This window comes from Aeromicrobium sp. HA (assembly GCF_027171405.1).
GTDB classification, from domain to species: domain Bacteria; phylum Actinomycetota; class Actinomycetes; order Propionibacteriales; family Nocardioidaceae; genus Aeromicrobium; species Aeromicrobium tamlense.
The window spans coordinates 1,104,435-1,130,070 of record NZ_CP114372.1; the positions used below are offsets into that span (position 1 = coordinate 1,104,435).

General features: G+C 70.6%; 28 protein-coding genes and 1 tRNA gene. 24 read left to right on the plus strand and 5 right to left on the minus strand.

The window, feature by feature from the left end:
• Positions 1–77: 77 nt before the first annotated feature.
• The 3 genes from O3S82_RS05370 to O3S82_RS05380 form a co-directional block, all read right to left on the minus strand.
• Entirely contained in the window at positions 78–707 is a 630-nt protein-coding gene (locus O3S82_RS05370; protein ID WP_269306149.1) for a hypothetical protein, read from the minus strand.
• Positions 704–1,147 (minus strand): MarR family winged helix-turn-helix transcriptional regulator, encoded by a 444-nt coding sequence (locus tag O3S82_RS05375; protein WP_269306151.1) that lies wholly within the window; start codon positions 1,145–1,147, stop codon positions 704–706. Before O3S82_RS05375 ends, O3S82_RS05370 begins: the two co-directional genes overlap by 4 nt.
• A 117-nt stretch (positions 1,148–1,264) precedes the next feature.
• Positions 1,265–1,339: transfer RNA gene (locus O3S82_RS05380), tRNA-Arg, on the minus strand.
• Between the two features lie 55 nt (positions 1,340–1,394).
• Between O3S82_RS05380 and O3S82_RS05385 the strand changes: the two genes are divergently transcribed.
• The 9 genes from O3S82_RS05385 to O3S82_RS05425 all read left to right on the plus strand — a co-directional run bounded on the left by O3S82_RS05385 (position 1,395) and on the right by O3S82_RS05425 (position 12,366).
• Positions 1,395–1,775 (plus strand): response regulator, encoded by a 381-nt coding sequence (locus O3S82_RS05385; RefSeq protein ID WP_269306153.1) that lies wholly within the window; start codon positions 1,395–1,397, stop codon positions 1,773–1,775.
• Positions 1,776–1,798: 23 nt separating this feature from the next.
• Entirely contained in the window at positions 1,799–3,463 is a 1,665-nt protein-coding gene (gene argS, locus O3S82_RS05390; protein ID WP_269306155.1) for an arginine--tRNA ligase, read from the plus strand.
• 2 nt (positions 3,464–3,465) lie between these two features.
• Complete coding sequence (gene lysA / locus O3S82_RS05395) at positions 3,466–4,860, plus strand: diaminopimelate decarboxylase (protein WP_269306156.1); 1,395 nt, start codon at positions 3,466–3,468, stop codon at positions 4,858–4,860.
• Between the two features lie 151 nt (positions 4,861–5,011).
• Positions 5,012–6,355 carry an MFS transporter gene (locus tag O3S82_RS05400; RefSeq protein ID WP_179425569.1) on the plus strand — a complete coding sequence of 448 codons (1,344 nt, stop codon included), beginning with the start codon at positions 5,012–5,014 and terminating at the stop codon, positions 6,353–6,355.
• Between the two features lie 91 nt (positions 6,356–6,446).
• Positions 6,447–7,769 (plus strand): homoserine dehydrogenase, encoded by a 1,323-nt coding sequence (locus tag O3S82_RS05405; RefSeq protein WP_269306158.1) that lies wholly within the window; start codon positions 6,447–6,449, stop codon positions 7,767–7,769.
• Entirely contained in the window at positions 7,769–8,833 is a 1,065-nt protein-coding gene (thrC, locus tag O3S82_RS05410) for a threonine synthase (protein WP_179425567.1), read from the plus strand. Before O3S82_RS05405 ends, thrC begins: the two co-directional genes overlap by 1 nt.
• Positions 8,830–9,708: a homoserine kinase gene (gene thrB / locus O3S82_RS05415; protein WP_179425565.1), complete on the plus strand. Its 879-nt coding sequence runs from the start codon at positions 8,830–8,832 to the stop codon at positions 9,706–9,708. Before thrC ends, thrB begins: the two co-directional genes overlap by 4 nt.
• 154 nt (positions 9,709–9,862) lie before the next feature.
• Complete coding sequence (rho, locus tag O3S82_RS05420) at positions 9,863–11,797, plus strand: transcription termination factor Rho (protein WP_442864700.1); 1,935 nt, start codon at positions 9,863–9,865, stop codon at positions 11,795–11,797.
• Between the two features lie 86 nt (positions 11,798–11,883).
• Positions 11,884–12,366: a glutathione peroxidase gene (locus tag O3S82_RS05425; RefSeq protein ID WP_179425561.1), complete on the plus strand. Its 483-nt coding sequence runs from the start codon at positions 11,884–11,886 to the stop codon at positions 12,364–12,366.
• Here the strand turns inward: O3S82_RS05425 and O3S82_RS05430 are convergent, their stop codons facing one another.
• The gene (locus tag O3S82_RS05430) at positions 12,367–12,687 is read right to left on the minus strand and encodes a hypothetical protein (protein WP_179425559.1); all 321 of its coding nucleotides are present in this window, start codon (positions 12,685–12,687) and stop codon (positions 12,367–12,369) included. It lies immediately after the preceding gene.
• A gap of 156 nt (positions 12,688–12,843) precedes the next feature.
• Here O3S82_RS05430 and rpmE point away from each other — a divergent pair, with 156 nt between their 5' ends.
• From rpmE to prmC, 3 genes are all read left to right on the plus strand, one after another.
• Complete coding sequence (gene rpmE / locus O3S82_RS05435; protein ID WP_179425557.1) at positions 12,844–13,050, plus strand: 50S ribosomal protein L31; 207 nt, start codon at positions 12,844–12,846, stop codon at positions 13,048–13,050.
• A gap of 81 nt (positions 13,051–13,131) precedes the next feature.
• Positions 13,132–14,196, plus strand: a complete 1,065-nt coding sequence (gene prfA / locus O3S82_RS05440; RefSeq protein WP_179425555.1) for a peptide chain release factor 1 — start codon at positions 13,132–13,134, stop codon at positions 14,194–14,196.
• On the plus strand, positions 14,193–15,035 hold the full coding sequence (gene prmC, locus O3S82_RS05445; protein WP_179425553.1) for a peptide chain release factor N(5)-glutamine methyltransferase: 843 nt from the start codon (positions 14,193–14,195) through the stop codon (positions 15,033–15,035). The genes prfA and prmC overlap by 4 nt, the downstream gene beginning before the upstream one ends.
• A gap of 111 nt (positions 15,036–15,146) precedes the next feature.
• On the opposite strand, the gene O3S82_RS05450 is transcribed toward prmC, so the two are convergent.
• Positions 15,147–16,016, minus strand: a complete 870-nt coding sequence (locus O3S82_RS05450; protein WP_269306162.1) for a DMT family transporter — start codon at positions 16,014–16,016, stop codon at positions 15,147–15,149.
• A 111-nt stretch (positions 16,017–16,127) separates the two neighbouring features.
• Here O3S82_RS05450 and O3S82_RS05455 point away from each other — a divergent pair, with 111 nt between their 5' ends.
• From O3S82_RS05455 to O3S82_RS05510, 12 genes are all read left to right on the plus strand, one after another.
• A complete protein-coding gene (locus tag O3S82_RS05455) occupies positions 16,128–16,781 on the plus strand; it encodes an L-threonylcarbamoyladenylate synthase (RefSeq protein ID WP_269306163.1) in 654 nt (217 codons plus the stop codon).
• Positions 16,774–17,898 carry an MraY family glycosyltransferase gene (locus O3S82_RS05460; RefSeq protein WP_179425547.1) on the plus strand — a complete coding sequence of 375 codons (1,125 nt, stop codon included), beginning with the start codon at positions 16,774–16,776 and terminating at the stop codon, positions 17,896–17,898. The genes O3S82_RS05455 and O3S82_RS05460 overlap by 8 nt, the downstream gene beginning before the upstream one ends.
• Positions 17,895–18,326, plus strand: a complete 432-nt coding sequence (locus O3S82_RS05465) for a hypothetical protein (protein ID WP_179425545.1) — start codon at positions 17,895–17,897, stop codon at positions 18,324–18,326. Before O3S82_RS05460 ends, O3S82_RS05465 begins: the two co-directional genes overlap by 4 nt.
• A 110-nt stretch (positions 18,327–18,436) precedes the next feature.
• Entirely contained in the window at positions 18,437–18,628 is a 192-nt protein-coding gene (locus O3S82_RS05470) for a hypothetical protein (RefSeq protein WP_179425543.1), read from the plus strand.
• Positions 18,629–18,700: 72 nt separating this feature from the next.
• A complete protein-coding gene (gene atpB, locus O3S82_RS05475) occupies positions 18,701–19,504 on the plus strand; it encodes a F0F1 ATP synthase subunit A (protein ID WP_269307038.1) in 804 nt (267 codons plus the stop codon).
• Positions 19,505–19,613: 109 nt separating this feature from the next.
• Positions 19,614–19,799 carry an ATP synthase F0 subunit C gene (atpE, locus tag O3S82_RS05480; RefSeq protein ID WP_179428207.1) on the plus strand — a complete coding sequence of 62 codons (186 nt, stop codon included), beginning with the start codon at positions 19,614–19,616 and terminating at the stop codon, positions 19,797–19,799.
• Between the two features lie 19 nt (positions 19,800–19,818).
• Positions 19,819–20,361 carry a F0F1 ATP synthase subunit B gene (locus O3S82_RS05485; RefSeq protein WP_269306164.1) on the plus strand — a complete coding sequence of 181 codons (543 nt, stop codon included), beginning with the start codon at positions 19,819–19,821 and terminating at the stop codon, positions 20,359–20,361.
• The gene (locus tag O3S82_RS05490; protein ID WP_269306166.1) at positions 20,361–21,164 is read left to right on the plus strand and encodes a F0F1 ATP synthase subunit delta; all 804 of its coding nucleotides are present in this window, start codon (positions 20,361–20,363) and stop codon (positions 21,162–21,164) included. Before O3S82_RS05485 ends, O3S82_RS05490 begins: the two co-directional genes overlap by 1 nt.
• 39 nt (positions 21,165–21,203) lie before the next feature.
• On the plus strand, positions 21,204–22,847 hold the full coding sequence (atpA, locus tag O3S82_RS05495; RefSeq protein WP_269306168.1) for a F0F1 ATP synthase subunit alpha: 1,644 nt from the start codon (positions 21,204–21,206) through the stop codon (positions 22,845–22,847).
• A gap of 2 nt (positions 22,848–22,849) precedes the next feature.
• A complete protein-coding gene (locus O3S82_RS05500; protein WP_179425535.1) occupies positions 22,850–23,779 on the plus strand; it encodes a F0F1 ATP synthase subunit gamma in 930 nt (309 codons plus the stop codon).
• A gap of 10 nt (positions 23,780–23,789) precedes the next feature.
• Positions 23,790–25,244: a F0F1 ATP synthase subunit beta gene (gene atpD / locus O3S82_RS05505; RefSeq protein ID WP_179425533.1), complete on the plus strand. Its 1,455-nt coding sequence runs from the start codon at positions 23,790–23,792 to the stop codon at positions 25,242–25,244.
• A gap of 11 nt (positions 25,245–25,255) precedes the next feature.
• Entirely contained in the window at positions 25,256–25,630 is a 375-nt protein-coding gene (locus O3S82_RS05510) for a F0F1 ATP synthase subunit epsilon (RefSeq protein WP_179425531.1), read from the plus strand.
• The last annotated feature ends 6 nt before the right edge of the window (positions 25,631–25,636 follow it).

Here is a 25,636-nt window from a genome sequence, read left to right on the forward strand (position 1 = left end):
CTCGCTCTCGGTCGAAGGTGTTCGTCCGAACCTAGTACGCGTGCGCCACGCGCAACAAGGTCGAGGCGGGGGCTCGATCAGGGGCGGACGGCGATCCGGGAGGTCAGCTCGCGGGCGACGTCGCGCGGCTCGTCGACCCACAGGCCGACGCGGTCGGCGATGACCTCGCCCCTCGACGAGCGCAGCACCGTGGGGCCGCCGAGATCGAGCTCGAGGTTCGTCCGACCGCTGACGCCGACCAGCAGCAGGCCGTCCTCGTGGTGCACGGCTCGGATGGTCCCCGGGAGCTCGTGCTCGACCGAGCGGGCGCGCGTCAGCGCGGCCAGCGGGACGTCGACCCACGTGCGGGCACCGTTGCGGACGCGCAGGTGATCCGCCTCCAGGAGGTGCGGCCGCACGCGGTAGGACGCGAGCATGCCGAGCATCCACAGCACGCCCCAGATGCCGAGCACGAGCAGCGGGAGCCGGATCGCCTCGGCCCAGCCGGCGTCGACGTGCCGCAGGACCAGCTCGACCGCGACCGTCTCGGTGGCCGAGCCGAGGATCCACAGCCACAGCATCGGTCCGACGAGCTGGGCGTAGCGGAGGGGAGTGGCGCCGTCCGGCACGTCGGGCCGACGGGCGATCCAGCGCCCGAGCGAGCGGTACAGCGCGAGCTCCATCAGCACGGCCTCCCGACCGAGGTGGAGGAGCCCTCGCCCGCTCACGTGGCCTCCTCCATCAGGCGGCGGAAGGTCGCGATGGTCTCGTCGAGCGTGGACTCGAAGGTGGTCAGGCGCGTGTCGGGGACGTCCCCGAAGAGCTGAACGGCCAGGTCGGCGTGACTCGACCTGAGGTCGTCGATCGCCCGACGGCCCCGCGCGGTCGGGGTCACGAGGATGGCGCGGCGGTCCGTGGGGTGGGGCTCGCGCGTGACGTGCCCCGAGCCCACGAGCCCGTCCACGAGACCCGTGACGTTGCGCGGCGTCACGTCGAGCGCGGCGGCGAGCGCCTGCTGGGTGCTGGGCCCGGACAGTCCGAGGACCCAGAGCAGGTGCGTGCGGGCCGTGGTGAGACCCGACTCCTGCTCGAACCGGGTCAGGTCGGTCGACATCAGGCTCGACAGCAGCAGCAGCTTGTCGAGCACGGACGTGGCGCGGGACTCCATGTGATGAGTCTACTTCACGATGCAGTGACTTCAATGATTGGCGGACCCCGGAGAAAAGCAAGAGGATCCGCCCCGGGACGGGACGGATCCTGGTGCTGCGCTGCTTCTCGTGCTGCGTGGTGCCCCCGGCAGGATTCGAACCTGCGCTCCCGCCTCCGGAGGGCGGTGCTCTATCCCCTGAGCTACGGGGGCCTTTCACGGCGTGACGTCGCGAGAACCAAGGTAGCGCACCGGTAGCGTTGTCCCCGTGCCCCCCACCGTGCTGGTCGTCGACGACACGGCGTCCATCCGTTTCCTCATCCGGACCAACCTCGAGCTGGCCGGCTTCGACGTGATCGAGGCCGAGGACGGCCAGGACTGTCTGGACACCCTGCGCGACCTCGAGACCCTGCCCGACGTCATCACGATGGACATGATGATGCCGCGCATGGACGGCGTCACCGCGATCACGCGCATCCGCTCGAACCAGCGCTACGCCGGCATCGGACTGGTGATGGTGTCCACCCAGAGCCAGCAGATCGACCTCAACCGGGCCGCGGCCGCGGGCGTCGACGACTACGTCACGAAGCCGTTCGACCCCGACAACCTCGTCGAGACCGTGCGCCGGGTCCTGCAATCCCGCGCGTAGACCGACGCCGATAGGCTGTGTCGGTGACCCCCGACCAGCTCTCCGACGCCATCGTCGCGGCCCTGACATCCCTCGTGGACGCCGGCCGCGTGACCCTTCCCGACCCGGTTCCCACCCAGGTCCGCGTCGAGCGACCGAAGGTCAAGGAGCACGGCGACTACGCCACGAACATCGCGATGCAGCTGGGCAAGAAGGCCGGCATGAACCCGCGCGAGTTCGCCGAGCTGCTCGCCGCCGAGCTGGCCACGGACGACGGCATCGCCGGCGCCGAGGTCGCGGGTCCGGGCTTCCTCAACATCCGCGTCGCCGCCGGCGCCCAGGGTGAGATCGCCCGCGTCGTGCTCGACGCGGGGGAGGGCTACGGCCGCAACGACCTCTACGCGGGCCAGCGGATCAACCTCGAGTTCGTCAGCGCGAACCCCACCGGCCCGATCCACATCGGCGGCGTCCGCTGGGCGGCCGTCGGCGACTCGCTGGGCCGGCTGCTGCAGTTCAGTGGCGGCGACGTCACCCGCGAGTACTACTTCAACGACCATGGCGCGCAGATCGACCGCTTCGCGCGGTCCCTGCTGGCGTCGGCGCGTGGCGAGGACGCCCCCGAGGACGGCTACGGCGGCCAGTACATCCACGACATCGCCGCCCGCATCGTCGAGGACCACCCGGATGCCGCCGCGCTGCCCGACGACGAGGCCGCCGAGCTGTTCCGCGCCGAGGGCGTCGAGCAGATGTTCGCCGAGATCAAGGGCAGCCTGCACGACTTCGGCGTCGACTTCGACGTCTTCTTCCACGAGAACCACCTGCACGAGACCGGCGCCGTGGATCGCGCGATCGCCCGCCTCACCGAGCTGGGCAAGATGTACGAGTCCGAGGGCGCGCAGTGGCTGCGCACGTCGGACTACGGCGACGACAAGGACCGCGTCGTCATCAAGTCCGACGGCAAGCCGGCGTACATCTCGGGCGACCTGGCCTACTACCTCGACAAGCGCGAGCGTGGCTTCGACCGGGCGATCATCATGCTCGGCGCCGACCACCACGGCTACGTCTCGCGGATGATGGCGATGTGCGCCGCGTTCGGCGACGAGCCGGGCGTCAACCTCGAGATCCTCATCGGCCAGATGGTCAACCTGCTGCGCGACGGCCAGCCGCTGCGGATGAGCAAGCGTGCGGGCACCGTCATCACGCTGGAGGACCTCGTCGACGCGATCGGCGTCGACGCGGCGCGGTACGCCCTGGCCCGGTACTCCACCGACTCCACGATCGACCTCGACCTCGACCTGTGGGCCAGCGCCAGCAACGACAACCCCGTCTACTACGTCCAGTACGCGCACGCGCGGCTGTCGTCGATCCTGCGCAACGGCGCCGACCTGGGTCTCACGGCCGACCTCGGCGCGTTCGACCCGTCGCTGCTCGTCGAGGAGCGCGCGGGCGACCTGCTGCGGGCGCTCGCGGAGTTCCCGCGCGTCGTCCAGCGCGCCGCCGAGCTGCGCGAGCCGCACCGTGTGGCCCGCTACCTCGAGGACACGGCCTCGACCTTCCACAAGTTCTACGACGTGTGCCGCGTCCTGCCTCAGGGCGACGAGGAGGCCACCGACACGCACCGCGCCCGCCTCGTGCTGGTGTCCGCCACGCGTCAGGTGTTCGCCAACGGACTCGGCCTGCTGGGCGTCTCGGCGCCGGAACGGATGTGACGATGCGATCGCACGAGGCTGGAGCCCTCCACGGGCAAGCCGGCACCCGTGGCCCCGAGTGGCTGCGCGAGCCCGACGACGCGAACGAGCTCGTCCCGCACCTGTGGTCCGCCAACGTCAGCAAGGTCGACGGCGTCCTCACGGTCGCCGGCGAGACGGCGGCCGAGCTGGCCCAGGAGTTCGGCACCCCGCTCTACGTGGTGGACGAGGACGACTTCCGCTCGCGGGCGCGTGCGTTCCGCGACGCGTTCCCCGACGCCGACGTCTACTACGCCGGGAAGGCGTTCCTGTGCGTGGCCACGGCCCGCTGGATCGCCGAGGAGGGCCTCAACCTCGACGTGTGCACCGGGGGAGAGCTGGCGGTCGCGCTGCGCGCCGGCTTCCCGCCCGCCCGCATCGGCCACCACGGCAACAACAAGTCGGTCGCCGAGCTGCGCCGGGCCCTCGAGGTCGGCGTGGGCCGCATCGTCATCGACTCGTTCGAGGAGATCGAGCGGCTCGCCGCGCTCAGCGCCGAGCTCGACGTGCGCGCGCCCGTGATGGTGCGCGTCACCGCCGGCGTCGAGGCGCACACCCACGAGTACATCTCCACGTCGCACGAGGACCAGAAGTTCGGCTTCTCGATCTCCGACGGCGCCGCGCTGGAGGCCGTGCGCCGGGTGCTCGCGGCCGACGGCCTCGACTTCCTGGGCCTGCACTCGCACATCGGCTCGCAGATCTTCGTCACCGACGGCTTCGAGGTGGCCGCGCGCCGCGTCCTGCGCCTGCACGACCAGATCGCGCGCGAGCTGGGCGTCACCGCCCCCGAGCTCGACCTCGGCGGCGGCTTCGGCATCGCCTACACGACGCAGGACGACCCCCGCGCCCCCGAGGACCTCGGCCGCGAGATCGTCAAGATCGTCACCGACGAGTGCGCGGCGCTGGGGATCGACCTCCCGCAGCTGTCGATCGAGCCCGGTCGCGCGATCGCCGGCCCGTCCACGTTCACGCTCTACGAGATCGGCACGACCAAGGCCGTCGGTCTGGACGGCGGCGGCTCGCGCATGTACGTGTCGGTCGACGGTGGCATGAGCGACAACATCCGGCCCGCGCTCTACGGCGCCGACTACTCGTGCACGCTCGCGTCACGCGCGTCGGACGCCCGTCCGGTCCTCGCCCGCGTCGTGGGCAAGCACTGCGAGTCCGGCGACATCGTCGTGAAGTCCGAGTTCCTGCCGTCCGACATCGCCGCGGGCGACCTGCTCGCCGTGCCGGGCACGGGCGCCTACTGCCGCTCGCTGGCCAGCAACTACAACCACGTCCCCCGGGCCGCGGTCGTCGCCGTGCGCGACGGCGAGGCGCGCCTCATCCTGCGCCGCGAGACCGAGGACGACCTCCTCGCGCTCGACGTCGACTGAACCCGTACGGAGCGCCGGATCGGCGCCGCTTGACCTCAACCGCGGTTGAGGTTGTTGGCTGGCGTCGAACCCGTTGAAGGAGAGCGATGCGCGCCGTACGCCTGCACCACCACGGAGGACTCCACGTCCCCGTCCCGAAGGAGACCCACCGATGAGCACGGTGACGCGCGAGCGGCTGTGGACCGGCCCGCAGGGCGCGGTCGTGGCCGGCGTCTTCGCCACGGCGTTCCTCTTCGCCTTCGAGTCCTACGCGATCGCCACCGCCCTGCCGCTCGTGGCGGCGGACCTCGACGGCCTGTCGCTCGTCGGCGTCTCGTTCGCCGTCATGCTCGCGGCGTCGGTGGTCACGATGACGGTCTCGGCGCCGTGGTGCGACCGCGAGGGACCCACCGTCCCGCTGCTGACCGGCGTCGCCGGCTTCGTCGTCGGCCTCGTCGTCTCGGGCACCGCCTCGACGATGGAGGTCTTCGTCGTCGGGCGGGCCGTGCAGGGCCTCGGCTCGGGCCTGACCACCGTCGCGCTCTACGTGCTCGTCGGGCAGGCGTTCGCCGAGCACATCCGCCCGCGCGTGTTCGTCGTCCTCACCTCGGCGTGGGTGCTGCCCGCGCTCGTCGGCCCGCCGGTCGCCGGCTGGGTCGCCGAGACCTTCGGCTGGCACTGGGCCGTCCTCGGCGCCATCGTCCCGGCGCTCCTGGCGGCCGGGCTGCTGACGCCGGCGCTCGGCACCCCCGGCGCGCAGTCCGACGTCCGTCTCAGCGCCCGTCGCGTCGGGCTGGCGAGCCTGGGCGCGCTCGCCGTCCTGGCGGTGAGCGTGGCCGGCCAGCGCGGCTTCGACGGCTGGTGGGCCCTGCTGCTGCTCGGTCTCGTGACCGCGGTCCTCGTCGTCCCGCCCCTGCTCCCCGCGGGCACGTGGACCGGCCGCCGCGGCCTGCCGACGGTCATCGCGACTCGTGGCGTCGTCTCCCTGGCGTTCTTCGGCGTCGAGGCGTACCTGCCCCTGGCGCTCGTGGAGCACCGCGGCCTCACCCCGACGCAGGGCGGCATGTTCCTCACCGGTGGCGCCGTGCTGTGGTTCAGCGGCTCGTGGCTGGCCGCCAACGTGCCCGCGCTCGCCGACAAGCACCGGCGCGTCCGGATCGGGACCACCCTGGTCTCGATCGGCAGCCTGGCGGGCGTCCTGGTCCTCGTCGAGGCGCTGCCGCTGACGGCGCTCGTGCTGCTGTGGCCGCTGGCCGGCCTCGGGATGGGCATGGCGACCTCGACGCTCTCGGTGCTGCTGCTCGAGACCGCGCCGCCGGGGGAGCACGGCGCGGCGAGCGCCGCGATGCAGACGAACGACGCCGTCGTCCAGGCGATGGGACTGGCGCTGGGCAGTGCGGTCTTCGCCGCGCTGCTCACGCGCTCGAGCGAGGAGGCGTTCGCGGTCGTCCTCGGCATCGCGCCGCTCGTGGCCCTCGGCGCGGTCGTCCTCAGCGGACGCCTGCGCGAGTCGTGAGGTCGAGGGGCGGACCCGCCTGCGCGGTGGGCCCGTCCCATCCTTCGCCCTCCCGGGTCTGGCGGCGTCCGGCGGCCGATAGGCTGCTCGGGTGACCACGACCTCGCCCGAGGCTCCTGCCGGAGCCCGCCCGATCCGCATCGCGATGCTCGGTTGTGGCGTCGTCGGCACAGAGGTCGCCCGCTTCCTCGTCCGCGACGCCGAGGAGCTGGGTCGCCGCGTCGGCGCCCCCGTCGAGCTGGTGGGCATCGCCGTCCGCCGCCTCGACCGTGCACGTGACCTCGACCTCCCGTCCGACCTGTTCACCACCGACGCCAAGGCGCTGGTGACCCGCGGCGACCTCGACGTCGTCATCGAGGTCATCGGCGGCATCGAGCCCGCCCGCGAGCTGATCCTGGCGGCCCTCGAGAGCGGCGCGTCGGTCGTCACCGCCAACAAGGCGCTGCTCGCCGAGGACGGCGACACCCTCTACGAGGCGGCGGTCAAGGCCGAGCGCGACCTCTACTACGAGGCCGCCGTGGCCGGTGCCATCCCGATCGTCCGTCCGCTGCGCGAGTCCCTCGCCGGCGACAAGGTGGAGCGCGTGCTGGGCATCGTCAACGGCACCACCAACTTCATCCTGGACGCGATGACCACCACCGGCGCCGGCTTCGACGAGGCCCTCGACGAGGCGCAGCGGCTGGGCTTCGCCGAGGCCGATCCCACGGCCGACGTGGAGGGCTTCGACGCCGCCGCCAAGGCCGCGATCCTGGCCGGCCTGGCCTTCCACACGCGCGTCACGATCGGCGACGTGCATCGCGAGGGCATCACCGAGGTCACCGCGGCCGACGTGCGCTCCGCCGGCGAGATCGGCTCGGTCGTCAAGCTGCTCGCGATCTGCGAGATCGACCCCGCGGGCACCGCGGTCTCCGTCCGCGTGCACCCCGCGATGATCCCGTCGACCCACCCGCTGGCCAGCGTCCGCGGCGCCTACAACGCGGTCTTCGTCGAGAGCGAGGCCGCCGGCCAGCTCATGTTCTACGGCCCCGGGGCCGGCGGAGCGCCCACCGCGAGCGCGGTCCTGGGCGACGTCGTCACCGTGGCCCGCCACCGCGTCGACGGCGTCTTCGGGCCGGGCGAGACCGCGCACGCGCAGGTCGAGGTGCTCGACATGGGCCGGGCCCGCACGCGGTACCACGTCCAGATCGACGTCGAGGATCGTCCGGGCGTGCTGGCCGCCGTCGCGGAGGCCTTCGCCGTCCACGACGTCTCGATCAAGACGGTCCGCCAGGAGGGCCGCGGCGGCGACGCCCAGCTCGTCGTCGTCACCCACGAGGCCGACGACGCCGCCCTGGCGGCCACCGTGCGACAGGTTCGCGAGCTGGAGATGGTGCGCGGGGTCTCGTCGGTCATGCGAGTCGAAGGAGTGTCGTGATGGCCAGCCCGTGGCGCGGAGTCATCGAGGAGTACCGGGACCGCATCCCGCTCGACGCCGGAGCGACCGCCGTGTCGCTGGGGGAGGGCGGCACGCCGCTCGTCCACTCGGCGTGGCTGTCGGGTCTGGTCGGCGGCGACGTCTTCGTCAAGGTCGAGGGGAACAACCCCACCGGCTCCTTCAAGGACCGCGGCATGACCACCGCGATCAGTGCGGCCCTCGCCGAGGGCGCCAAGGCCGTCGTGTGCGCCTCCACCGGCAACACCTCCGCCTCCATGACCGCCTACGCCGCGCGGGCGGGGCTGACGCCCATCGTGCTCGTCCCGCAGGGCAAGATCGCCGCCGGCAAGATGGCCCAGGCGGTCATGCACGGCGGCGACATCATCCAGGTCCGCGGCAACTTCGACGACTGCCTGAACATGTCGCGCGGACTCGCCAAGGAGTACCCGGTCGCGCTCGTGAACTCGGTCAACCCGATGCGTCTCGAGGGCCAGAAGACGGCCTCGTTCGAGATCGTCGACGTCCTCGGGAAGGCTCCCGACATCCACGTGCTGCCCGTCGGCAACGCGGGCAACATCAGCGCGTACTGGAAGGGCTTCGTCGAGTACCACGAGGACGGCGTCGCCAGCTCGCGTCCGCAGATGTGGGGCTTCCAGGCCGCCGGCGCCGCGCCGCTCGTGAGCGGGCGGGTCGTCGCGAACCCCGAGACCATCGCCACCGCGATCCGCATCGGCAACCCCGCCTCGTGGACCCTCGCCGAGAACGCGCGCGACGAGTCGGGCGGCCGCATCGAGGCCGTCTCCGACGAGCAGATCCTGCACGCCCAGCGCGAGCTCGGCCGTCACGAGGGCATCTTCGTCGAGCCCGCTTCCGCGGCGGGCGTCGCCGGCCTGCTGGCCGCGGTCGAGGCGGGCGACGTGCCCACCGGCCTGACCATCTCGATCACCGTCACGGGCCACGGCCTCAAGGACATCGACACCCCGCTGTCGCAGATCGGCTCGGTCGTCGACACGGTGATCGACGCCGACGTGCACGCGGCCGCGGAGGCGGCCGGTCTCGCATGACGTTCGTCGACGTGCCGGTCACCGTCAGGGTCCCGGCGACGAGCGCCAACCTGGGCCCCGGCTTCGACTCCCTCGGCCTGGCGCTGAGCTGGTTCGACGAGGTCACGGCCGAGGTCACCACGTCGGGCCTGACGTTCGACATCGAGGGCGAGGGCGCCGACGAGGTGCCCCGCGACGAGACCCACCTGCTCTACCGCGCCATGGACGCCGCGTTCGACCTGCTGGCCGAGAAGCCGGCCGGCCTGCACCTGTCCTGCCGCAACACGATCCCGCACGGTCGCGGCCTCGGCTCGTCCGCGGCGGCGATCGCCGCCGGCCTGGTGCTGGCGCGCGCGCTCGTCGTCGGCGGCGAGGACCGCATGGACGACCGCACGATGTTCGGCCTGGCGAACGACCTCGAGGGCCATCCCGACAACGTCGCCCCGGCCCTGTTCGGCGGCTTCACGATCTCGTGGATCGAGGGAGCGGCCGCCGAGACGCAGCGGCTCGACGTGGAGGCGGACGTCACGGTCTTCGTGCCGCCCGAGCCCGTCGCGACGTCGGTCGCCCGGGGCCTGCTGCCCGAGAGCGTGCCGCACGCCGACGCCTCCTTCACCGCCGGTCGCGCCGCCCTGCTGGTCGCGGCGCTGACCACCGCGCCCGAGCGGCTGATCTCGGCCACCGAGGACCGGCTGCACCAGACGTACCGTGCCGAGGTCATGCCCGACTCGTACAAGCTGCTCCGTCAGCTGCGGGTCGAGGGGGTGCCCGCGGTGATCTCCGGGGCCGGCCCCACGGTGCTGGCGTTCGCGCACGGACTCGAGGACTGGACCCCGTCCGGATGGGCGCGACGCGAGCTGCGCGTGTCGCCCGAAGGTGCCCACGTCGCGCCGTGAGTGCGTGTTACAGTGAAGCTGTCGGAGTCGAGTTTCTCTCCCCGACACCATGCCACCTCTGAGCCCGTCGGATACGGGCGATCCTGAACGCGACGCACCGTCGGCGAACCCGACCGGCGTCGGCAGGAACGTGGCCTCCCGATAAGGACAACGTGTGACGGAATCAACCACGGTCGATCCCACTCCCGCGGAGGGTGCCGACAAGGCCCCCGCGAAGGCTCCCCGCAAGTCCGGCGGAGCGCTCGGTGGCAAGGTGATCGCCGAGCTCCAGGAGATCGCCAACGGCCTCGGCATCGAAGGTGCCGCCAAGATGCGCAAGGGCCAGCTGATCGACGCCATCAAGACCGCTCGCGGCGACGCGAAGCCGGCTGAGGCGCCGCGCGCCAGCCAGGACACGCTCATCGACGTGCCTGCCGAGACGAAGACCTCGCGCCCCGCCCGCGCCAAGAAGCCCGCCGCCGCCGAGCCGGCCGCCGACGCCGCCCCGCAGGCCGAGCCGGCGCAGGCCGAGCCGGTCGAGGCGAAGGCCGACCAGGCCGAGAAGCCCGCGAAGGCCGACAAGCCGCAGGGCGAGAAGAGCGACAAGGGTCAGAACGACCGCGGCCAGGGCGAGAAGGCCCAGGGCGACAAGGCGCAGGACAAGGGCGATCGCCGCGAGTCCGGTGACCGCGAGGGCCGGGGCCAGGGACGCAACCGGAACCAGGACCAGGGCCGCGGCCAGGGTCAGGGCGCGGGCAACCGCGACAACCAGAACCGCGACCAGAACCGCGAGACCCAGAACCGCGACCAGAACCGCGACAACCAGGGCCGCGACAACCGCGACCAGAACCGCGACAGCCGCGACAACCGCGACGACGACGGCGGACGCCGCCGCAACCGCCGTGGCCGCAACCGCGGTGGCAGCGGTGGCCGCCTCGAGGACAACCCCACCTTCACCGAGGACGACGTCCTGGTGCCGGCCGCGGGCATCCTCGACATCCACGACAACTACGCCTTCGTGCGCACCACGGGCTACCTGCCCAGCGAGAACGACGTCTACGTCTCGATGTCGCTCGTGCGCAAGCTCGGCCTGCGTCGCGGCGACGCGATCACCGGCCAGGTGCGCCAGCCCCGCGAGGGCGAGCGCAAGGAGAAGTTCAACCCGATGGTCAAGGTCGACTCGGTCAACGGGTCGGACGCCGAGGAGGCCAAGCGCCGCGTCGACTTCTCGAAGCTGACGCCGCTGTACCCGTCGGAGCGCCTGCGCCTCGAGGGCCAGGCCGGCGGCATGACGGGTCGCGTCATCGACCTCGTCTCGCCGATCGGCAAGGGCCAGCGCGGCCTCATCGTCTCGCCGCCCAAGGCCGGCAAGACGATGGTGATGCAGCAGGTCGCCAACGCGATCACCGAGAACAACCCTGAGTGCCACCTGATGATCGTCCTGGTGGACGAGCGTCCCGAGGAGGTCACCGACTTCCAGCGCACCGTCAAGGGCGAGGTCATCGCGTCGACGTTCGACCGACCGGCCTCGGACCACACCACGGTCGCCGAGCTGGCCATCGAGCGCGCCAAGCGCCTCGTCGAGCTGGGGCACGACGTCGTCGTGCTGCTCGACGGCATCACGCGCCTGGGTCGTGCCTACAACCTGGCCGCGCCCGCGTCGGGCCGCATCATGTCCGGTGGCGTCGACTCCTCGGCGCTGTACCCGCCGAAGAAGTTCTTCGGCGCCGCGCGCAACATCGAGGACGGCGGCTCGCTGACCATCCTGGCCACCGCGCTCATCGAGACCGGCTCGCGCATGGACGAGGTGATCTTCGAGGAGTTCAAGGGCACCGGCAACTGGGAGCTGCGCCTGCGCCGCGAGTTCGCCGACAAGCGCATCTTCCCGGCGATCGACGTCGACGCCTCCAGCACGCGCCGCGAGGAGTTGCTGATGGCCCGCGACGAGCTGGCCATCGTGTGGAAGCTGCGTCGCCTGCTCTCGGGCCTCGAGGGCCAGCAGGGCCTCGAGCTCATCCTGGGCAAGCTGAAGAAGACGCAGAACAACGTCGAGTTCCTGATGGAGATCAACAAGACGATGCCCGGCGGGTCCAACGACGGTCAGAGCTGACCGTGGGCGGCCCTGAGCCGCCTCCGCCGATCCACGAAGGCCCGGTTCCCGTCAGGGGACCGGGCCCTCGTCGCTAGGCTCGCGGCATGACGACCGCCTGGGACTTCAGCGCCACGACCATCGACGGCATCGAGCAGCAGCTGGCCGACTACCGCGGCAAGGTCGCGCTCGTGGTCAACACCGCCTCGCAGTGCGGCTTCACGCCGCAGTACGGACCGCTGCAGGACCTCTACGACACGTACGCCGAGCGTGGCTTCGTCGTCCTGGGGTTCCCGTGCGACCAGTTCGGCGGCCAGGAGCCCGGCTCCGAGGGCGAGATCGCCACGTTCTGCGAGTCGCAGTTCGGCGTGCAGTTCCCGATGTTCTCCAAGGTGAAGGTGAACGGCTCGGACGCGCACCCGCTCTACCAGTGGCTCAAGTCCGAGAAGAAGGGCGTGCTCGGCGGGGCGATCAAGTGGAACTTCACGAAGTTCCTCGTCGACCCCGAGGGCAACGTCGTCAAGCGCTACGGCTCCACGACCAGCCCGCAGGACATCGCCCAGGACATCGAGGCGCTGCTGCCGGCCTGATCAGGCGTCGGAGACGTCCTTGCGGCGACGACGACCCACCTGCTGGTCGTCGCCCGGCAGGATCGTGCGGCGCGCCACCGGGCGCTGCTCGTTGCGCGGGGTGGTGTCCTCCTCGGACACCACCCGGCGGGCGCGGGTCGCGGTCGCGATCGACACCACGGCCAGCACCACCCACGTGAGGGCAGCGATCAGTCCGACCGCCGCGATCACCGTGATGGCGCGGGAGCGGCCGTACTCGCTCGCGATGTAGAGGCCGGCTCCGCCGATGACGACGAGCATCACCAGGGTGACGAGGATGGTCTTGAGTCTCCCGGTGCGCATGGAGGTCATAGTAGGCGGTGCGGGGTTTTTCGGAACGCCGGGAACACCCGGGCCCCGATTTGGGTTATGCCAGTGCCGACTGGCACAATCGATCCTTGGTTCCGGTTCACGGTCCGCGCCCCGCGTCCCGACCCGGCGACCACACGAGAGGACATCATGAAGAAGGACATCCACCCCGCGTACGTGGAGACCCAGGTCACCTGCACCTGCGGCAACTCGTTCACCACCCGCAGCACGGCGACCGAGGGCACCCTCCGCGCCGACGTCTGCTCGGCCTGCCACCCGTTCTACACGGGCAAGCAGAAGATCCTCGACACCGGCGGCCGCGTGGCCCGGTTCGAGAAGCGCTACGGCAAGAAGTAGGACTTCTCCGGCGCCGGTCGCTCTACGGAGCGATCGGCGCCGTTGTCGTGTCCGGGCACCCGAAGGCAAGGAGGTGACGACGTGTTCGAAGCCGTCGAGTCGCTGATCGACGAGCACGCCGAGGTGGAGCAGCAGCTGGCCGATCCGGCCGTGCACTCCGACGCGCGCCGTGCGCGCGACCTCGGGCGACGCTACGCCGAGCTCACCGCCATCATCCGGGTGTACCGCGAGTGGCAGGAGGCCCGCGAGGACCTCGTCGCCGCGCAGGAGCTCCACATGACAGAGGAGGCCGAGGCCCTCGAGCGTCGCGTCCCCGCGCTCGCCGAGCGCCTCGAGCGCATGCTCGTCCCGCGCGACCCGGCCGACGGCAAGGACGTCATCCTCGAGATCAAGGGCGGCGAGGGCGGCGACGAGTCGGCTCTGTTCGCGGGCGACCTGCTGCGGATGTACTCGCGCTTCGCCGAGCAGCACGGCTGGAAGGTCGAGGTGCTCGACTCCACCGAGACGGCTCTCGGCGGCTACAAGTCGGTCACGGCCGCGGTGAAGGCCAAGGGCACGCCCGAGCCGGGGGAGGCCCCCTACGCGCTGCTGAAGTTCGAGGGCGGCGTGCACCGCGTCCAGCGCGTGCCCGTCACCGAGTCGCAGGGACGCATCCACACGTCCGCCGCCGGCGTCCTGGTGCTGCCCGAGGCCGAGGACGTCGACGTCCAGATCAACGACAACGACCTGCGCATCGACGTGTTCCGCTCGTCCGGACCCGGCGGTCAGAGCGTCAACACCACCGACTCGGCGGTGCGCATCACGCACCTGCCCACGGGCATCGTCGTGAGCTGCCAGAACGAGAAGTCGCAGCTGCAGAACAAGGAGCAGGCGATGCGGATCCTGCGCTCGCGGCTGCTCGACGCCGCGCAGGCGCAGGCCGACGCCCAGGCCGCCGACGCGCGCCGCTCGCAGGTGCGCACGGTCGACCGCTCCGAGCGCGTCCGCACCTACAACTTCCCCGAGAACCGCATCTCGGACCACCGCACCGGCTTCAAGTCCTACAACCTCGACCAGGTCATCGACGGCGCCCTGGACGACGTCATCGGCTCGCTCGTCGAGGCCGACCTGGCCGAGCGGCTCGCCGCGCTCGAGGACCGCGGATGAGCACGCGCCGCCTGCTCGAGGACGCCGCCGCGCGGCTCGAGGAGGGCGGGGTCGCGTCCCCGCGCCACGACGCGGAGGTCCTGCTGAGCCACGTCACCGGCACGCCGCGCGCGCTGCTCACGCTGACCGCGCGGGTCGACGACGCCCAGCGCCGTACCTACCTGGAGATGATCGACGCCCGCGCCCGTCGCGTGCCGCTGCAGCACATCACCGGCTCGGCCGCGTTCCGCTACGTCGACGTCGAGGTGGGGCCGGGCGTCTTCGTGCCGCGCCCCGAGACCGAGCTCCTCGCCGGCTGGGCGATCGACTCGGCGCGCGAGGTCCTCGCGCAGGGCCGTCCGCCGGTCGTGGTGGAGCTGTGCGCCGGCTCCGGCGCGATCTCGCTGTCGGTGGTCCACGAGGTGCCCGAGGCCCGGGTGCACGCCGTGGAGCTCGACGAGTCCGCCTACGGCTGGGCCCTGCGCAACCTCGACGGCACCGGAGTCGACCTGCGCCGCGGCGACATGGCCGACGCGTTCGGCGACCTCGACGGCACGGTCGACGTGGTCGTGGTGAACCCGCCGTACATCCCGCTCGACGCGTGGGAGTCGGTCGCGCCCGAGGCCCGCGACCACGACCCCCAGCTCGCGCTGTGGTCCGGCGACGACGGTCTCGACGCGATGCGCGTCGTCGAGCAGGTCGCCTGGCGACTCCTGCGCTCCGGGGGAGTGGTCGGCGCCGAGCACGCCGACGCCCAGGGCGAGTCCGCCCCCGCGGTCTTCACGGCCCGCTGGGCCGAGGTCCGCGACCACGCCGACCTCGCCGACCGCCCCCGCTACGTCACCGCCCGCCGCCCCTAGCTCCCGCTTCGTCCCGTCCCACTTTTGGAACGGGATGCACGCTTTCGTGGTCGAGAACGGTGCAGACCGTTCCAGAAGTGGAGCTAGCGGGCGCGGGCGCGGAGGCGGAGGTCAGGCGACGCGGGCCCGGGGGCCGGCGTCGGCGATCCGGTAGAGGCCCCACGCGATGCCGACGAGGCCGAGGGCCTGCAGGGCCAGGGTCGCGGGGGAGGTCGGCAGCGACTCGTCGAACAGCAGCGCGCCGAGCAGGATCGACAGCAGCACCGACGTCACGTTGAGCACCGGCATCGAGTGCGAGAGGCGCGAGAGCTGGTAGGCGCGCTGGTTGAGCGACATCGCGAGGAACGCGCACGCCAGCAGCACCCACGGCGACCAGGTGCCGAGGAACCCGGGGACGCCGTGGTCGCCGATCGCGCTGCCGACCACCTTCATCAGGCAGGCGGTGATGCCGAACAGCATGCCCGCGGTCATGCCGAGGAAGAACGCGGCCATGCCGCGCCGCGGGAGCTCGTTCGCGAAGCGCGTCACGACGAGCGCGGTCGCGACGCCCGTTCCGGCCACGGCCAGCATCAGGCCGGTGGGCGCCATCGCGCCGCCGTGGTTCGTGTCGGCCACGGAGACCACCGCGATGAGCGAGACGATCGTGACGAGCACGCCGGCCAGCTCGTTGCGGCGCGGCCAGCGGCGGTCGAGCGCCGACCTCACGACCACCGCGAGCACGACGCCCAGCAGGATGATCGGCTGGACGAGCGACAGGGTGCCGAGGTTGAGGGCGACCGCGTGGAGCAGCCACGCGACGAGCCCGATCGAGCTGCCGGCCAGCCAGCGCGGGCTGCGCAGGAGCTGCAGCAGCACGAGCAGGGGATGCGTCACGGTGAGCTGCACGCGTCCTGCGGCCAGGTGCTGGAACGAGGTCGAGAACGCGAACCCGAGCGCCGAGCTCAGGGCCAGGACGGCGGCCAGCGTGGGGGACGGGGTCATCGCGCCACGTCGGTGGTGACCAGCCTGGAGGAACGCATCCTGACGATTCTAACGATCCCCCCGGCGGCATCCCGCGCCGTGGGTGCCGGTGTCGACCCCTAACCTTGACCCATGAGGTTCGACTGCGCGACCGAGCTCGACGAGGGTGTCGAGGCGGCGGTCTCGGCGTTGCGCGAGGGCGCGCTCGTCGTGCTGCCGACCGACACCGTCTACGGCGTGGCTGCCGACGCGTTCGACGCGATGGCGGTCGCGCGGCTGCTCGAGGCGAAGGGCCGAGGTCGTGACATGCCACCGCCCGTACTCATCGCCGATCCCGCCACGCTCGACGCGCTCGTCGCCGAGCGCCCGCCGGCGTGGCTGCAGACGATGCTCGAGGACCTGTGGCCCGGCCCGCTGACCGTCGTGTTCCGAGCCCAGCCGTCGCTCACGTGGGACCTCGGCGAGACGCACGGCACCGTGGCGGTCCGCGTCCCCGACGACGAGCGCACGCGCGCCGTCCTGCGCCGTTCGGGCCCCAGCGCGGTCAGCAGTGCCAACCTCAGTGGTCGCCCCGCGGCCGAGTCGGCCGACGAGGCCGAGGCCATGCTGGGAGAGTCCGTGAAGGTCTACCTCGACGGTGGCCCGTCCGCCGGCTCCACGCCGTCCACGATCCTCGACGTCACGGGCCCCGTGCCGCGCGTGCTGCGCCAGGGAGCGATCGAGCTCGCCACGCTGCACCGCTACAACAACACGATCGAGCCCGCCGGCGGTGGAGCCGGTGCGTGAGTACCTCGTCGTCTTCGGCGTCGCGATCGGCGTCGCGTACCTGCTGTCGTCGATCGCGCGGCAGACGGCCCAGCAGCTCGGCGCCGTCGCCCAGGTGCGCGACCGCGACGTCCACGCCATCCCCACGCCGTACTTCGGCGGGCCGGCGATGCTGGGCGGACTCGTCGCGGCGTACCTGACCGCCACCCACCTGCCGTTCCTCTCCGGCGGCGACGCGTCGCTCTACGCCGACGTCCGCGCCGTCCTCGTCGGCGCCAGCGTCATCTGCATCGTCGGCATCATCGACGACCTCTTCGAGCTCGACGCGCTCAGCAAGTTCGCCGGCCAGGTGCTGGCCGGCGTCATCACCGTGGCGATGGGCCTGCACTTCGTCTACCTGCCGCTGCCGAACACCTACCTGGGCCTCGATCAGGCGCAGGCGATGATCCTGACCGTCTTCCTCATCGTGGCCACGGCCAACGCGATGAACTTCGTCGACGGCCTCGACGGACTGGCCGCCGGCATGGCCGCGATCGGGTCGATCGCGTTCTTCATCTACGCGTTCGTCCTCGCCGTCGAGAACGGCGAGACCCGTGCGGTCGCGGCCGCGCTGCTCACGATCAGCCTCGCCGGTGCGTGCCTGGGCATCCTGCCCCACAACTTCTTCCCGGCTCGCATGTTCATCGGCGACTCCGGCTCGATGCTGCTGGGCTTCGTCCTGGCGTGCTCGTCGATCAGCCTCACCGGGCAGTTCCCGGCCACGAGCCTGTCCGAGGGCATCGGCGGCGCCGACTCCAGCCTGCTGCCCGCGGCGATACTCCCGTTGATCCTGCCGTTCGCGATCCTGACGATCCCGTTCCTCGACATGGGCCTGGCGGTGTTGCGGCGCACCCGTGCGGGCCGGTCGCCGTTCAGCCCCGACAAGATGCACATCCACCACCGGCTGCTCGAGATCGGGCACTCGCACCGTCGTGCCGTGCTGCTCATGTACGCGGCCGCGGCGCTCGTCGCGTTCGGGGTGGTCGCGGTGGGCCTGTTCAGCGGCTGGCAGCTCTTCGTGGCGATCGCGCTGATCACCGCCCTGGTGACGGCCGCGATCTTCCTGCTTCCCCGACTCGAATCGAAGGTGTGGTCGTGAAACGACGCCAGCTCGCCCCGTGGATCGCGCTCGCGGTGATCGTGGTCTGCACCGTCGTGGCCGCGGCGGTCGTCGGCGTCGAGGGGCTCCTGGGCGCGATCATCGGCGGCGTCATCGTGCTGGCGTTCTTCGCCACCACCCCGGCGGTCCTCGGACCCGTGGCGAAGGCCACGCCCGGCCTGTCGATGATGTTCGCGCTGATCTTCTTCTTCACGAAGGTCGTCGCCCTGCTGGCGCTGTTCGTGGTGCTGCAGCGCTCGTCCGGCGACTCGGGCCCGATCGACCCCGAGTCGGTCTCGGTCACGGTGATCGCCACCACCCTCGCGTGGCTGACCGCCCGACTCGTCGACGCCACCCGGGACCGCACGCCGATGTACGACCTGCCCGAGAAGACCGCTGGAGAACCGGGCGAAACCGGTCGCGACTGAGCCTCGCCCGCGTGTCCTCGACGCTGCGAAACGGGTCGCACGCGAGCAAGTGACAACTTTCACGACCTGCCTGCAGCGGCTGCAAACGGCCCTGATAGATTCGGGGTGCAATGAACGACGCACCGCCGCCGCAGGATCCGTGGGTTGCCTTCGGGCGTGTGGCCGGTGGAGTGATCTTCTACGGTGGAGTGGGCTTCCTGCTCGACCGATGGTGGGACACGTCGTTCATGGTGGCCATCGGAGTCGTGGTGGGTGCTGCACTGGGCATTCTCACGGTCGCGATGGCGCAACGCGAGAAGTGACCCGCGCGAACTGCCGACCGACGTCGGGGCCGACAGGGCTCGACGCCACAGAAGGGTGATCGATTGTCCGCCGTGACGACCGCCGTGCTGAACGCCGCCTCGGACTCTGAGGGCTATCACGCCCCCGGGCCGGCCAGCTTCGACCTCCCTCCGGTCTTCTCGATCGGTGACTTCGGGGTCACCAAGCCGATGCTCCTGCTGGTCCTCTCGGTGCCGCTGATCGTCGGCTTCTTCTGGGCCGCCTCGAAGAACAAGGCCGTCGTCCCGGGCAAGCTGCAGTTCGCCGGCGAGTACGTCTACGGCTTCGTCCGCAACGGCGTCGCCCGCGACTCGATCGGCTCGCACGACTTCATGAAGTTCGTGCCCCTGCTGTTCTCGCTCTTCACCTTCATCCTGGTGAACAACTACTTCGGCCTCATCCCGTTCCTGCAGTTCCCGTCGTTCTCGCGCTTCAGCTTCGTGCTGCCGCTGGCGGCGCTCGTGTGGCTCGTCTTCAACGGCGTCGGCGTCGCGAAGCACGGCTTCCTCGGCTACCTCAAGCACGTCACGGTCCCGGGCGGCATCTCCGGCCCGATCCTCGTGCTGATCATCCCGCTCGAGTTCCTGTCCACCGTGCTGGTCCGCCCGGTCACGCTGGCGCTTCGTCTCTTCGCCAACCTGTTCGCCGGCCACCTGCTGCTGATCCTCTTCGCGACCGGTGCGGCCTACCTGATCCTCGACTCCGGCAACCCCTGGTACATCCCGGTCGGCGCGCTGTCGTTCGTCCTGGGCATCGCCGTGAGCTTCCTCGAGCTGCTGGTCCTGTTCCTGCAGGCCTACGTCTTCACCCTGCTGACCGCCATGTACATCGGTGGGGCACTCGCCGACGAGCACTGAGCGCCGGCCACAACCGAATAGCCTCCCAGTTTTCGCAAACCGACGGCGCGCCCTGCGTCGTCAACGAAAGGAAAAATCCGTGGATCTCGAAACCCTCGGCTCCCTGAACATGATCGGCTACGGCCTGGCCGCCATCGGCCCGGGCGTCGGCATCGGTCTGATCTTCGCCGCCTACATCAACGGCGTCGCCCGTCAGCCCGAGGCCCAGAGCCGCCTCCAGACGATCGCGATCCTCGGCTTCGCTCTTGCCGAGGCCCTGGCCATCATCGGCATCGCGCTCGCCTTCGTCCTCTGACAACGTCAGGAACTGACTGATGTACTCCACGATTCTCGCCACGGCTGCCGAAGGCGAGGAACACAGCCCGCTGATGCCGATCCTCTCGGAGATCGTGCTGGCAGTGGTCGTCTTCGCGATCCTGTACTTCCTCATCCGGAAGTTCGTCATTCCGAACTTCGAGCAGGCCTACGCCGAGCGCACGGCCGCCATCGAGGGCGGGATCGAGGAGGCGCAGTCGGCGCAGAAGGAAGCCCAGGCCGCGCTCGAGCAGTACACGGCGCAGCTGGCCGAGGCCCGGCACGAGGCCGCCGCCATCCGCGAGGAGGCGCGCGAGCAGGGCGCCCAGATCGTCGTCGAGATGCGCGAGCAGGCTCAGGCCGAGTCCGCGCGCATCGTCTCGGCGGCGCAGGCCCAGATCGCGGCCGAGCGCCAGCAGGCCATCGCGCAGCTGAAGTCCGAGGTCGGCGGCATGGCCACCGAGCTCGCGGGTCGCATCGTCGGTGAGTCCCTCGCCGACACCGATGCCCAGCGTCGCACGGTGCAGCGCTTCATCGACGAGCTCGAGGGGTCGGCGAACTGATGCGCGGATCGTCTGCCAAGTCGCTCGACGCGACCCTCGCCGCGGTCTCCGCGGTGCCGGGCGCGTCGGCGGCCCAGGTCGGCGCCGAGCTGTTCGGCATCGTCGAGGCCCTCGACTCCGCCGTCGCGGCGCGTCGGGTGCTGACCGATCCCTCGATCGAGGCCGACGGCAAGCGCACGCTCGCCGCCGGCATCTTCGACGGCAAGGTCAGCCAGGACGCCCTCGCGGTCCTGCAGGCCGCGGTCGGCGGTCGCTGGGCCGCGGGTCGTGACCTCACCGACGGCCTCGAGATCGCCGGAGTCGCGGCGTTCACCCGGGCCGCCGACGAGGCCGGCCGGGGCGACGATCTCGAGAACGAGCTGTTCGAGGCCGGTCGCGTCATCCACCAGTCCGACGAGCTGCGTCAGGTCGTCTCCGACAAGACCGTTCCGGTCGCGGCGAAGACCACCCTGCTGCAGGACGTCTTCGGTGGAAAGGTCTCCGAGTCGACCCTGTCCCTCCTGGGCCAGGCCGCGGTCGGACGCTCCGGCTCCTTCGAGCGGGTCCTCGAGGCGTTCAGCCGTCAGGTCGCAGCGCGTGAGGACCGGCTCGTCGCCGTCGCCCGCGTGGCCTACGACCTCGACGACGCCGAGCGCCAGCGGCTCACCGACGCCCTCTCGCGTCGCTACGGCCGCGCGATCCAGCTCAACACCGTGGTCGATCCGTCCGTGATCGGCGGGATCGCCGTCTCCGTGGGCGACGAGGTCGTCGACGCCACCATGTCCACCCGCCTCGAGGCCGCCCGCCGGCGCATCGCAGGCTGACCAGAACGCATCGTTCGCACAAGAAGGCAGGCACACAGCATGACTGAACTCTCGATTCGTCCGGAGGAGATCCGCGACGCGTTGCAGAAGTTCGTGTCGGATTACACCCCGACGCAGGGCGAGGCCGAAGAAGTCGGCGTCGTCGCGACGGCGGCCGACGGCATCGCGCAGGTGGAGGGTCTTCCCTCGGCGATGGCCAACGAACTGCTCGAGTTCGAGGACGGCACCCTCGGTCTGGCGTTGAACCTCGACGTCCGCGAGATCGGTGTGGTCATCCTCGGTGACTTCGAGGGCATCGAAGAAGGCCAGAAGGTCAAGCGCACCGGCGAGGTCCTCTCGGTCCCCGTCGGCGAGGGCTACCTCGGCCGCGTCGTCGATCCGCTCGGCACGCCCATCGACGGCCTCGGCGAGATCGCTGACCTCGAGGGACGTCGTGCCCTCGAGCTCCAGGCGCCGAACGTCATGCAGCGCAAGAGCGTCCACGAGCCCCTGATGACCGGCCTGAAGGCGATCGACTCGCTGACCCCGGTCGGCCGTGGCCAGCGCCAGCTGATCATCGGCGACCGTCAGACCGGCAAGACCGCCATCGCGATCGACACGATCATCAACCAGAAGGAGTTCTGGGAGTCGGGCGATCCGAGCAAGCAGGTCCGCTGCATCTACGTCGGCATCGGCCAGAAGGGCTCGACGATCGCCTCCGTGCGCGGCGCGCTCGAGGCAGCCGGCGCCCTGGAGTACACCACGATCGTCGCGGCTCCCGCGTCGGACTCGGCGGGCTTCAAGTACCTCGCCCCGTACACCGGCTCGGCCATCGGCCAGCACTGGATGTACCAGGGCAAGCACGTCCTGGTGATCTTCGACGACCTGTCGAAGCAGGCCGAGGCGTACCGCGCCGTGTCGCTGCTGCTGCGCCGCCCGCCGGGCCGCGAGGCCTACCCGGGTGACGTCTTCTACCTGCACTCGCGGCTGCTCGAGCGTTGCGCCAAGCTCAGTGACGACCTGGGCGCGGGCTCGATGACCGGTCTGCCGATCATCGAGACGAAGGCCAACGACGTGTCGGCGTACATCCCGACCAACGTCATCTCGATCACCGACGGCCAGATCTTCCTGCAGTCGGACCTGTTCAACGCCAACCAGCGTCCCGCCGTGGACGTCGGCATCTCGGTCTCCCGCGTGGGCGGCTCGGCGATGACCAAGGCGATGAAGGCCGTCACCGGCTCGCTGAAGGTCGAGCTGGCCCAGTACCGCGCCATGGAGGCGTTCGCGATGTTCGCGTCCGACCTCGATGCCGCGTCGAAGGCCCAGCTCGCCCGTGGACAGCGCCTCATGGAGCTGTTCAAGCAGGCGCAGTACAACCCGTTCCCGATGGAGCAGCAGGTCGTCTCGATCTGGGCCGCCACCACGGGCAAGCTCGACGCCGTGCCCGTCAACGACGTGCACCGCTTCGAGGCCGAGTTCCTCGACTACGTCAAGCGTTCGCACTCCGGTGTCCTCGACGCGATCCGCGAGAGCGGCAAGTTCGAGGATTCGAGCGCCCAGACGCTCGACGGCGCGTACGACTCCTTCCTCGACCAGTTCGAGACCAGCGACGGTGGATCGATCAAGGCCGGCCACGAGGAGTTCGACGCACTCGCCGACGAGGACGTCGAGCAGGAGCAGATCGTCCGACAGAAGCGAGGCTGACGATGGCTGTCTCACTCCGCGAGTACCGCGCGAAGATCAGGTCGACGCAGTCGACCAAGAAGATCACGCGTGCGATGGAGTTGATCGCCGCGTCGCGGATCATCAAGGCCCAGCAGCACGCGGCCGCGGCCGCACCGTACGCGCGAGAGCTCACGCGTGCGGTGTCGGCCCTGGCCACGTACTCCAACGTCGACCACGTGCTGACGACGGAGAACCCGGACGCGAAGCGGGCCGCCATCCTCGTGGTCGCCAGCGACCGCGGTCTGGCGGGCGCCTACGCGTCCAGCGTGCTGAAGGAGACCGAGCAGCTCGCCGAGCGCCTGCGCGCGGAGGGCAAGGAGGTCACGTACTTCCTGGCCGGCCGCAAGGCGGAGTCGTACTTCAACTTCCGCCAGCGTGAGTTCGAGAAGTCGTGGACCGGCTTCTCGGACAAGCCCACGTACGACGACGCGCGCGCGATCGGCGACGAGCTGATCGCTCGCGGCGCGGAGCACGAGACGGCCGAGGAGGCCATCGACCCGGCCCAGGCCGTCGACGAGCTCTTCGTGGTCTACACGCGCTTCAAGTCGATGCTGGTGCAGGAGCCGACGGCGATCCGTCTGTTCCCGCTCGAGATCGTCGAGGGGGAGGAGGCCCCGGAGGACTCCGAGGTCCTGCCCCTCTACGAGTTCGAGCCGAGCGCCGCCGAGGTGCTCGAGGCCGTGCTGCCGAAGTACCTCTACAGCCGCATCTACTCCTGCCTGCTGCAGGCGGCGGCCTCCGAGCTCGCCGCGCGCCAGAAGGCCATGAAGTCCGCGACCGACAACGCGCAGGACCTGATCGAGAAGTACACCCGACTGGCGAACCAGGCTCGCCAGGCCGGCATCACCCAAGAAATCAGCGAGATCGTGGGTGGCGCGAACGCGCTCGCCGAGGCCTCCCAGTCCGATTGAGGAAGACACCATGACTGCAACCGTCGAAGAGACCACCACCGACTCGGCCGCCGTGACCGGCCGCGTGGCCCGGGTCATCGGCCCGGTGCTCGACATCGAGTTCCCGGCCGACCAGATGCCGGAGATCTACAACGCCCTGCTGGTCGACACCGAGGTCGCCGGCACCAAGGAGACGCTGACCCTCGAGGTCGCGCAGCACATCGGCGACGGCATGGTCCGCGCGATCAGCCTGCGTCCCACCGACGGCGTCGTCCGCGGCACCCCCGTCACCGACACCCGCGAGCCGATCTCGGTTCCCGTCGGCGACCAGACCCTCGGCAAGGTCTTCAACACCACCGGTCAGGTCATGAACCTGGCCGAGGGTGAGACCTGGGAGGTCAACGAGCGCTGGGGCATCCACCGCAAGGCCCCGGCCTTCGACCAGCTCGAGTCCAAGACCGAGATGTTCCAGACCGGCATCAAGGTCATCGACCTGCTGACGCCGTACGTGCTGGGCGGCAAGATCGGCCTGTTCGGTGGTGCCGGCGTCGGCAAGACCGTGCTGATCCAGGAGATGATCGCCCGCGTCGCCAAGGACCACGACGGCGTGTCGGTGTTCGCCGGCGTCGGCGAGCGCACCCGTGAGGGCAACGACCTCATCGTCGAGATGGAGGAGTCGGGCGTCCTCGACAAGGTGGCGCTGGTCTTCGGCCAGATGGACGAGCCGCCGGGAGCGCGTCTGCGCGTCGCCCTGTCGGCCCTGACGATGGCCGAGTACTTCCGCGACGTCCAGAACCAGGACGTGCTGCTGTTCATCGACAACATCTTCCGGTTCACCCAGGCCGGCTCCGAGGTCTCGACCCTGCTGGGTCGCGTCCCCTCGGCCGTGGGCTACCAGCCCACGCTGGCCGACGAGATGGGCGTGCTGCAGGAGCGGATCACCTCGACGCGTGGTCACTCGATCACCTCGATGCAGGCGATCTACGTGCCGGCCGACGACTACACCGACCCGGCCCCGGCCACGACGTTCGCCCACCTGGACGCCACGACCGAGCTGAGCCGTGAGATCGCGTCGCTGGGCATCTACCCGGCCGTGGACCCGCTGACCTCGACCTCGCGCATCCTGGACCCCCGCTACATCGCGGCGGACCACTACGCGACGGCCAACCGGGTCAAGGGCATCCTGCAGCGCAACCAGGAGCTCCAGGACATCATCGCGATCCTCGGTGTCGACGAGCTCAGCGAGGAGGACAAGACGATCGTCTCGCGCGCTCGTCGCATCCAGCGCTTCCTCTCGCAGAACACCTACGTGGCCAAGCAGTTCACCGGCATCGAGGGCTCGACCGTCCCGCTCGACGAGACGATCGACGCCTTCACCAAGATCTGTGACGGCGAGTACGACCACGTGGCCGAGCAGGCGTTCTTCATGTGCGGCGGTCTGGACGACGTCGACAAGAAGTGGGCCGAGATCCAGAAGAACCTCTGAGGTCCGCTGACATGACACTGCAGATCGAGCTCGTCGCCGCCGACCGCGTCGTGTGGTCGGGCGAGGCCCGTGAGGTCATCGCCCGTACCGCCGAGGGCGACATCGGCGTGCTCACCGGCCACGCGCCGCTGCTGTCCCTGCTGGTGCCCGGCGTCGTCGAGATCCACCCCGTGGAGGGCGGCGAGGTCCTGCGCGCCGCCGTCAGCGAGGGGTTCATCTCCGTGGCGGCCGACCGCGTGTCGATCCTGTCCGAGGACACGTTCCTCGCCGACGAGGTCGACGAGGCGGCCACCACCGCTGACCTGGAGAAGGCTCGCTCGTCCGACGACGAGCTGGCCGTCCGCCGCGCCGAGGCGAAGCTCCGCCTCATCGGCAAGGCGTCCTGATGGTGA

What these genes read in the sequence shown, in the direction of transcription:
- O3S82_RS05510 (WP_179425531.1), top strand. Translation starts at nt 25,256, where the DNA reads ATGACACTGCAGATCGAGCTCGTCGCCGCCGACCGCGTCGTGTGGTCG.
- thrB (WP_179425565.1), top strand. Translation starts at nt 8,830, where the DNA reads ATGACGTTCGTCGACGTGCCGGTCACCGTCAGGGTCCCGGCGACGAGC.
- O3S82_RS05450 (WP_269306162.1), bottom strand. Translation starts at nt 16,016, where the DNA reads ATGACCCCGTCCCCCACGCTGGCCGCCGTCCTGGCCCTGAGCTCGGCG.
- O3S82_RS05490 (WP_269306166.1), top strand. Translation starts at nt 20,361, where the DNA reads ATGCGCGGATCGTCTGCCAAGTCGCTCGACGCGACCCTCGCCGCGGTC.
- O3S82_RS05455 (WP_269306163.1), top strand. Translation starts at nt 16,128, where the DNA reads ATGAGGTTCGACTGCGCGACCGAGCTCGACGAGGGTGTCGAGGCGGCG.
- O3S82_RS05430 (WP_179425559.1), bottom strand. Translation starts at nt 12,687, where the DNA reads ATGCGCACCGGGAGACTCAAGACCATCCTCGTCACCCTGGTGATGCTC.
- rpmE (WP_179425557.1), top strand. Translation starts at nt 12,844, where the DNA reads ATGAAGAAGGACATCCACCCCGCGTACGTGGAGACCCAGGTCACCTGC.
- prmC (WP_179425553.1), top strand. Translation starts at nt 14,193, where the DNA reads ATGAGCACGCGCCGCCTGCTCGAGGACGCCGCCGCGCGGCTCGAGGAG.
- thrC (WP_179425567.1), top strand. Translation starts at nt 7,769, where the DNA reads ATGGCCAGCCCGTGGCGCGGAGTCATCGAGGAGTACCGGGACCGCATC.
- O3S82_RS05375 (WP_269306151.1), bottom strand. Translation starts at nt 1,147, where the DNA reads ATGGAGTCCCGCGCCACGTCCGTGCTCGACAAGCTGCTGCTGCTGTCG.
- O3S82_RS05425 (WP_179425561.1), top strand. Translation starts at nt 11,884, where the DNA reads ATGACGACCGCCTGGGACTTCAGCGCCACGACCATCGACGGCATCGAG.
- O3S82_RS05400 (WP_179425569.1), top strand. Translation starts at nt 5,012, where the DNA reads ATGAGCACGGTGACGCGCGAGCGGCTGTGGACCGGCCCGCAGGGCGCG.
- O3S82_RS05485 (WP_269306164.1), top strand. Translation starts at nt 19,819, where the DNA reads ATGTACTCCACGATTCTCGCCACGGCTGCCGAAGGCGAGGAACACAGC.
- O3S82_RS05470 (WP_179425543.1), top strand. Translation starts at nt 18,437, where the DNA reads ATGAACGACGCACCGCCGCCGCAGGATCCGTGGGTTGCCTTCGGGCGT.
- lysA (WP_269306156.1), top strand. Translation starts at nt 3,466, where the DNA reads ATGCGATCGCACGAGGCTGGAGCCCTCCACGGGCAAGCCGGCACCCGT.
- atpD (WP_179425533.1), top strand. Translation starts at nt 23,790, where the DNA reads ATGACTGCAACCGTCGAAGAGACCACCACCGACTCGGCCGCCGTGACC.
- O3S82_RS05500 (WP_179425535.1), top strand. Translation starts at nt 22,850, where the DNA reads ATGGCTGTCTCACTCCGCGAGTACCGCGCGAAGATCAGGTCGACGCAG.
- atpE (WP_179428207.1), top strand. Translation starts at nt 19,614, where the DNA reads ATGATCGGCTACGGCCTGGCCGCCATCGGCCCGGGCGTCGGCATCGGT.
- atpA (WP_269306168.1), top strand. Translation starts at nt 21,204, where the DNA reads ATGACTGAACTCTCGATTCGTCCGGAGGAGATCCGCGACGCGTTGCAG.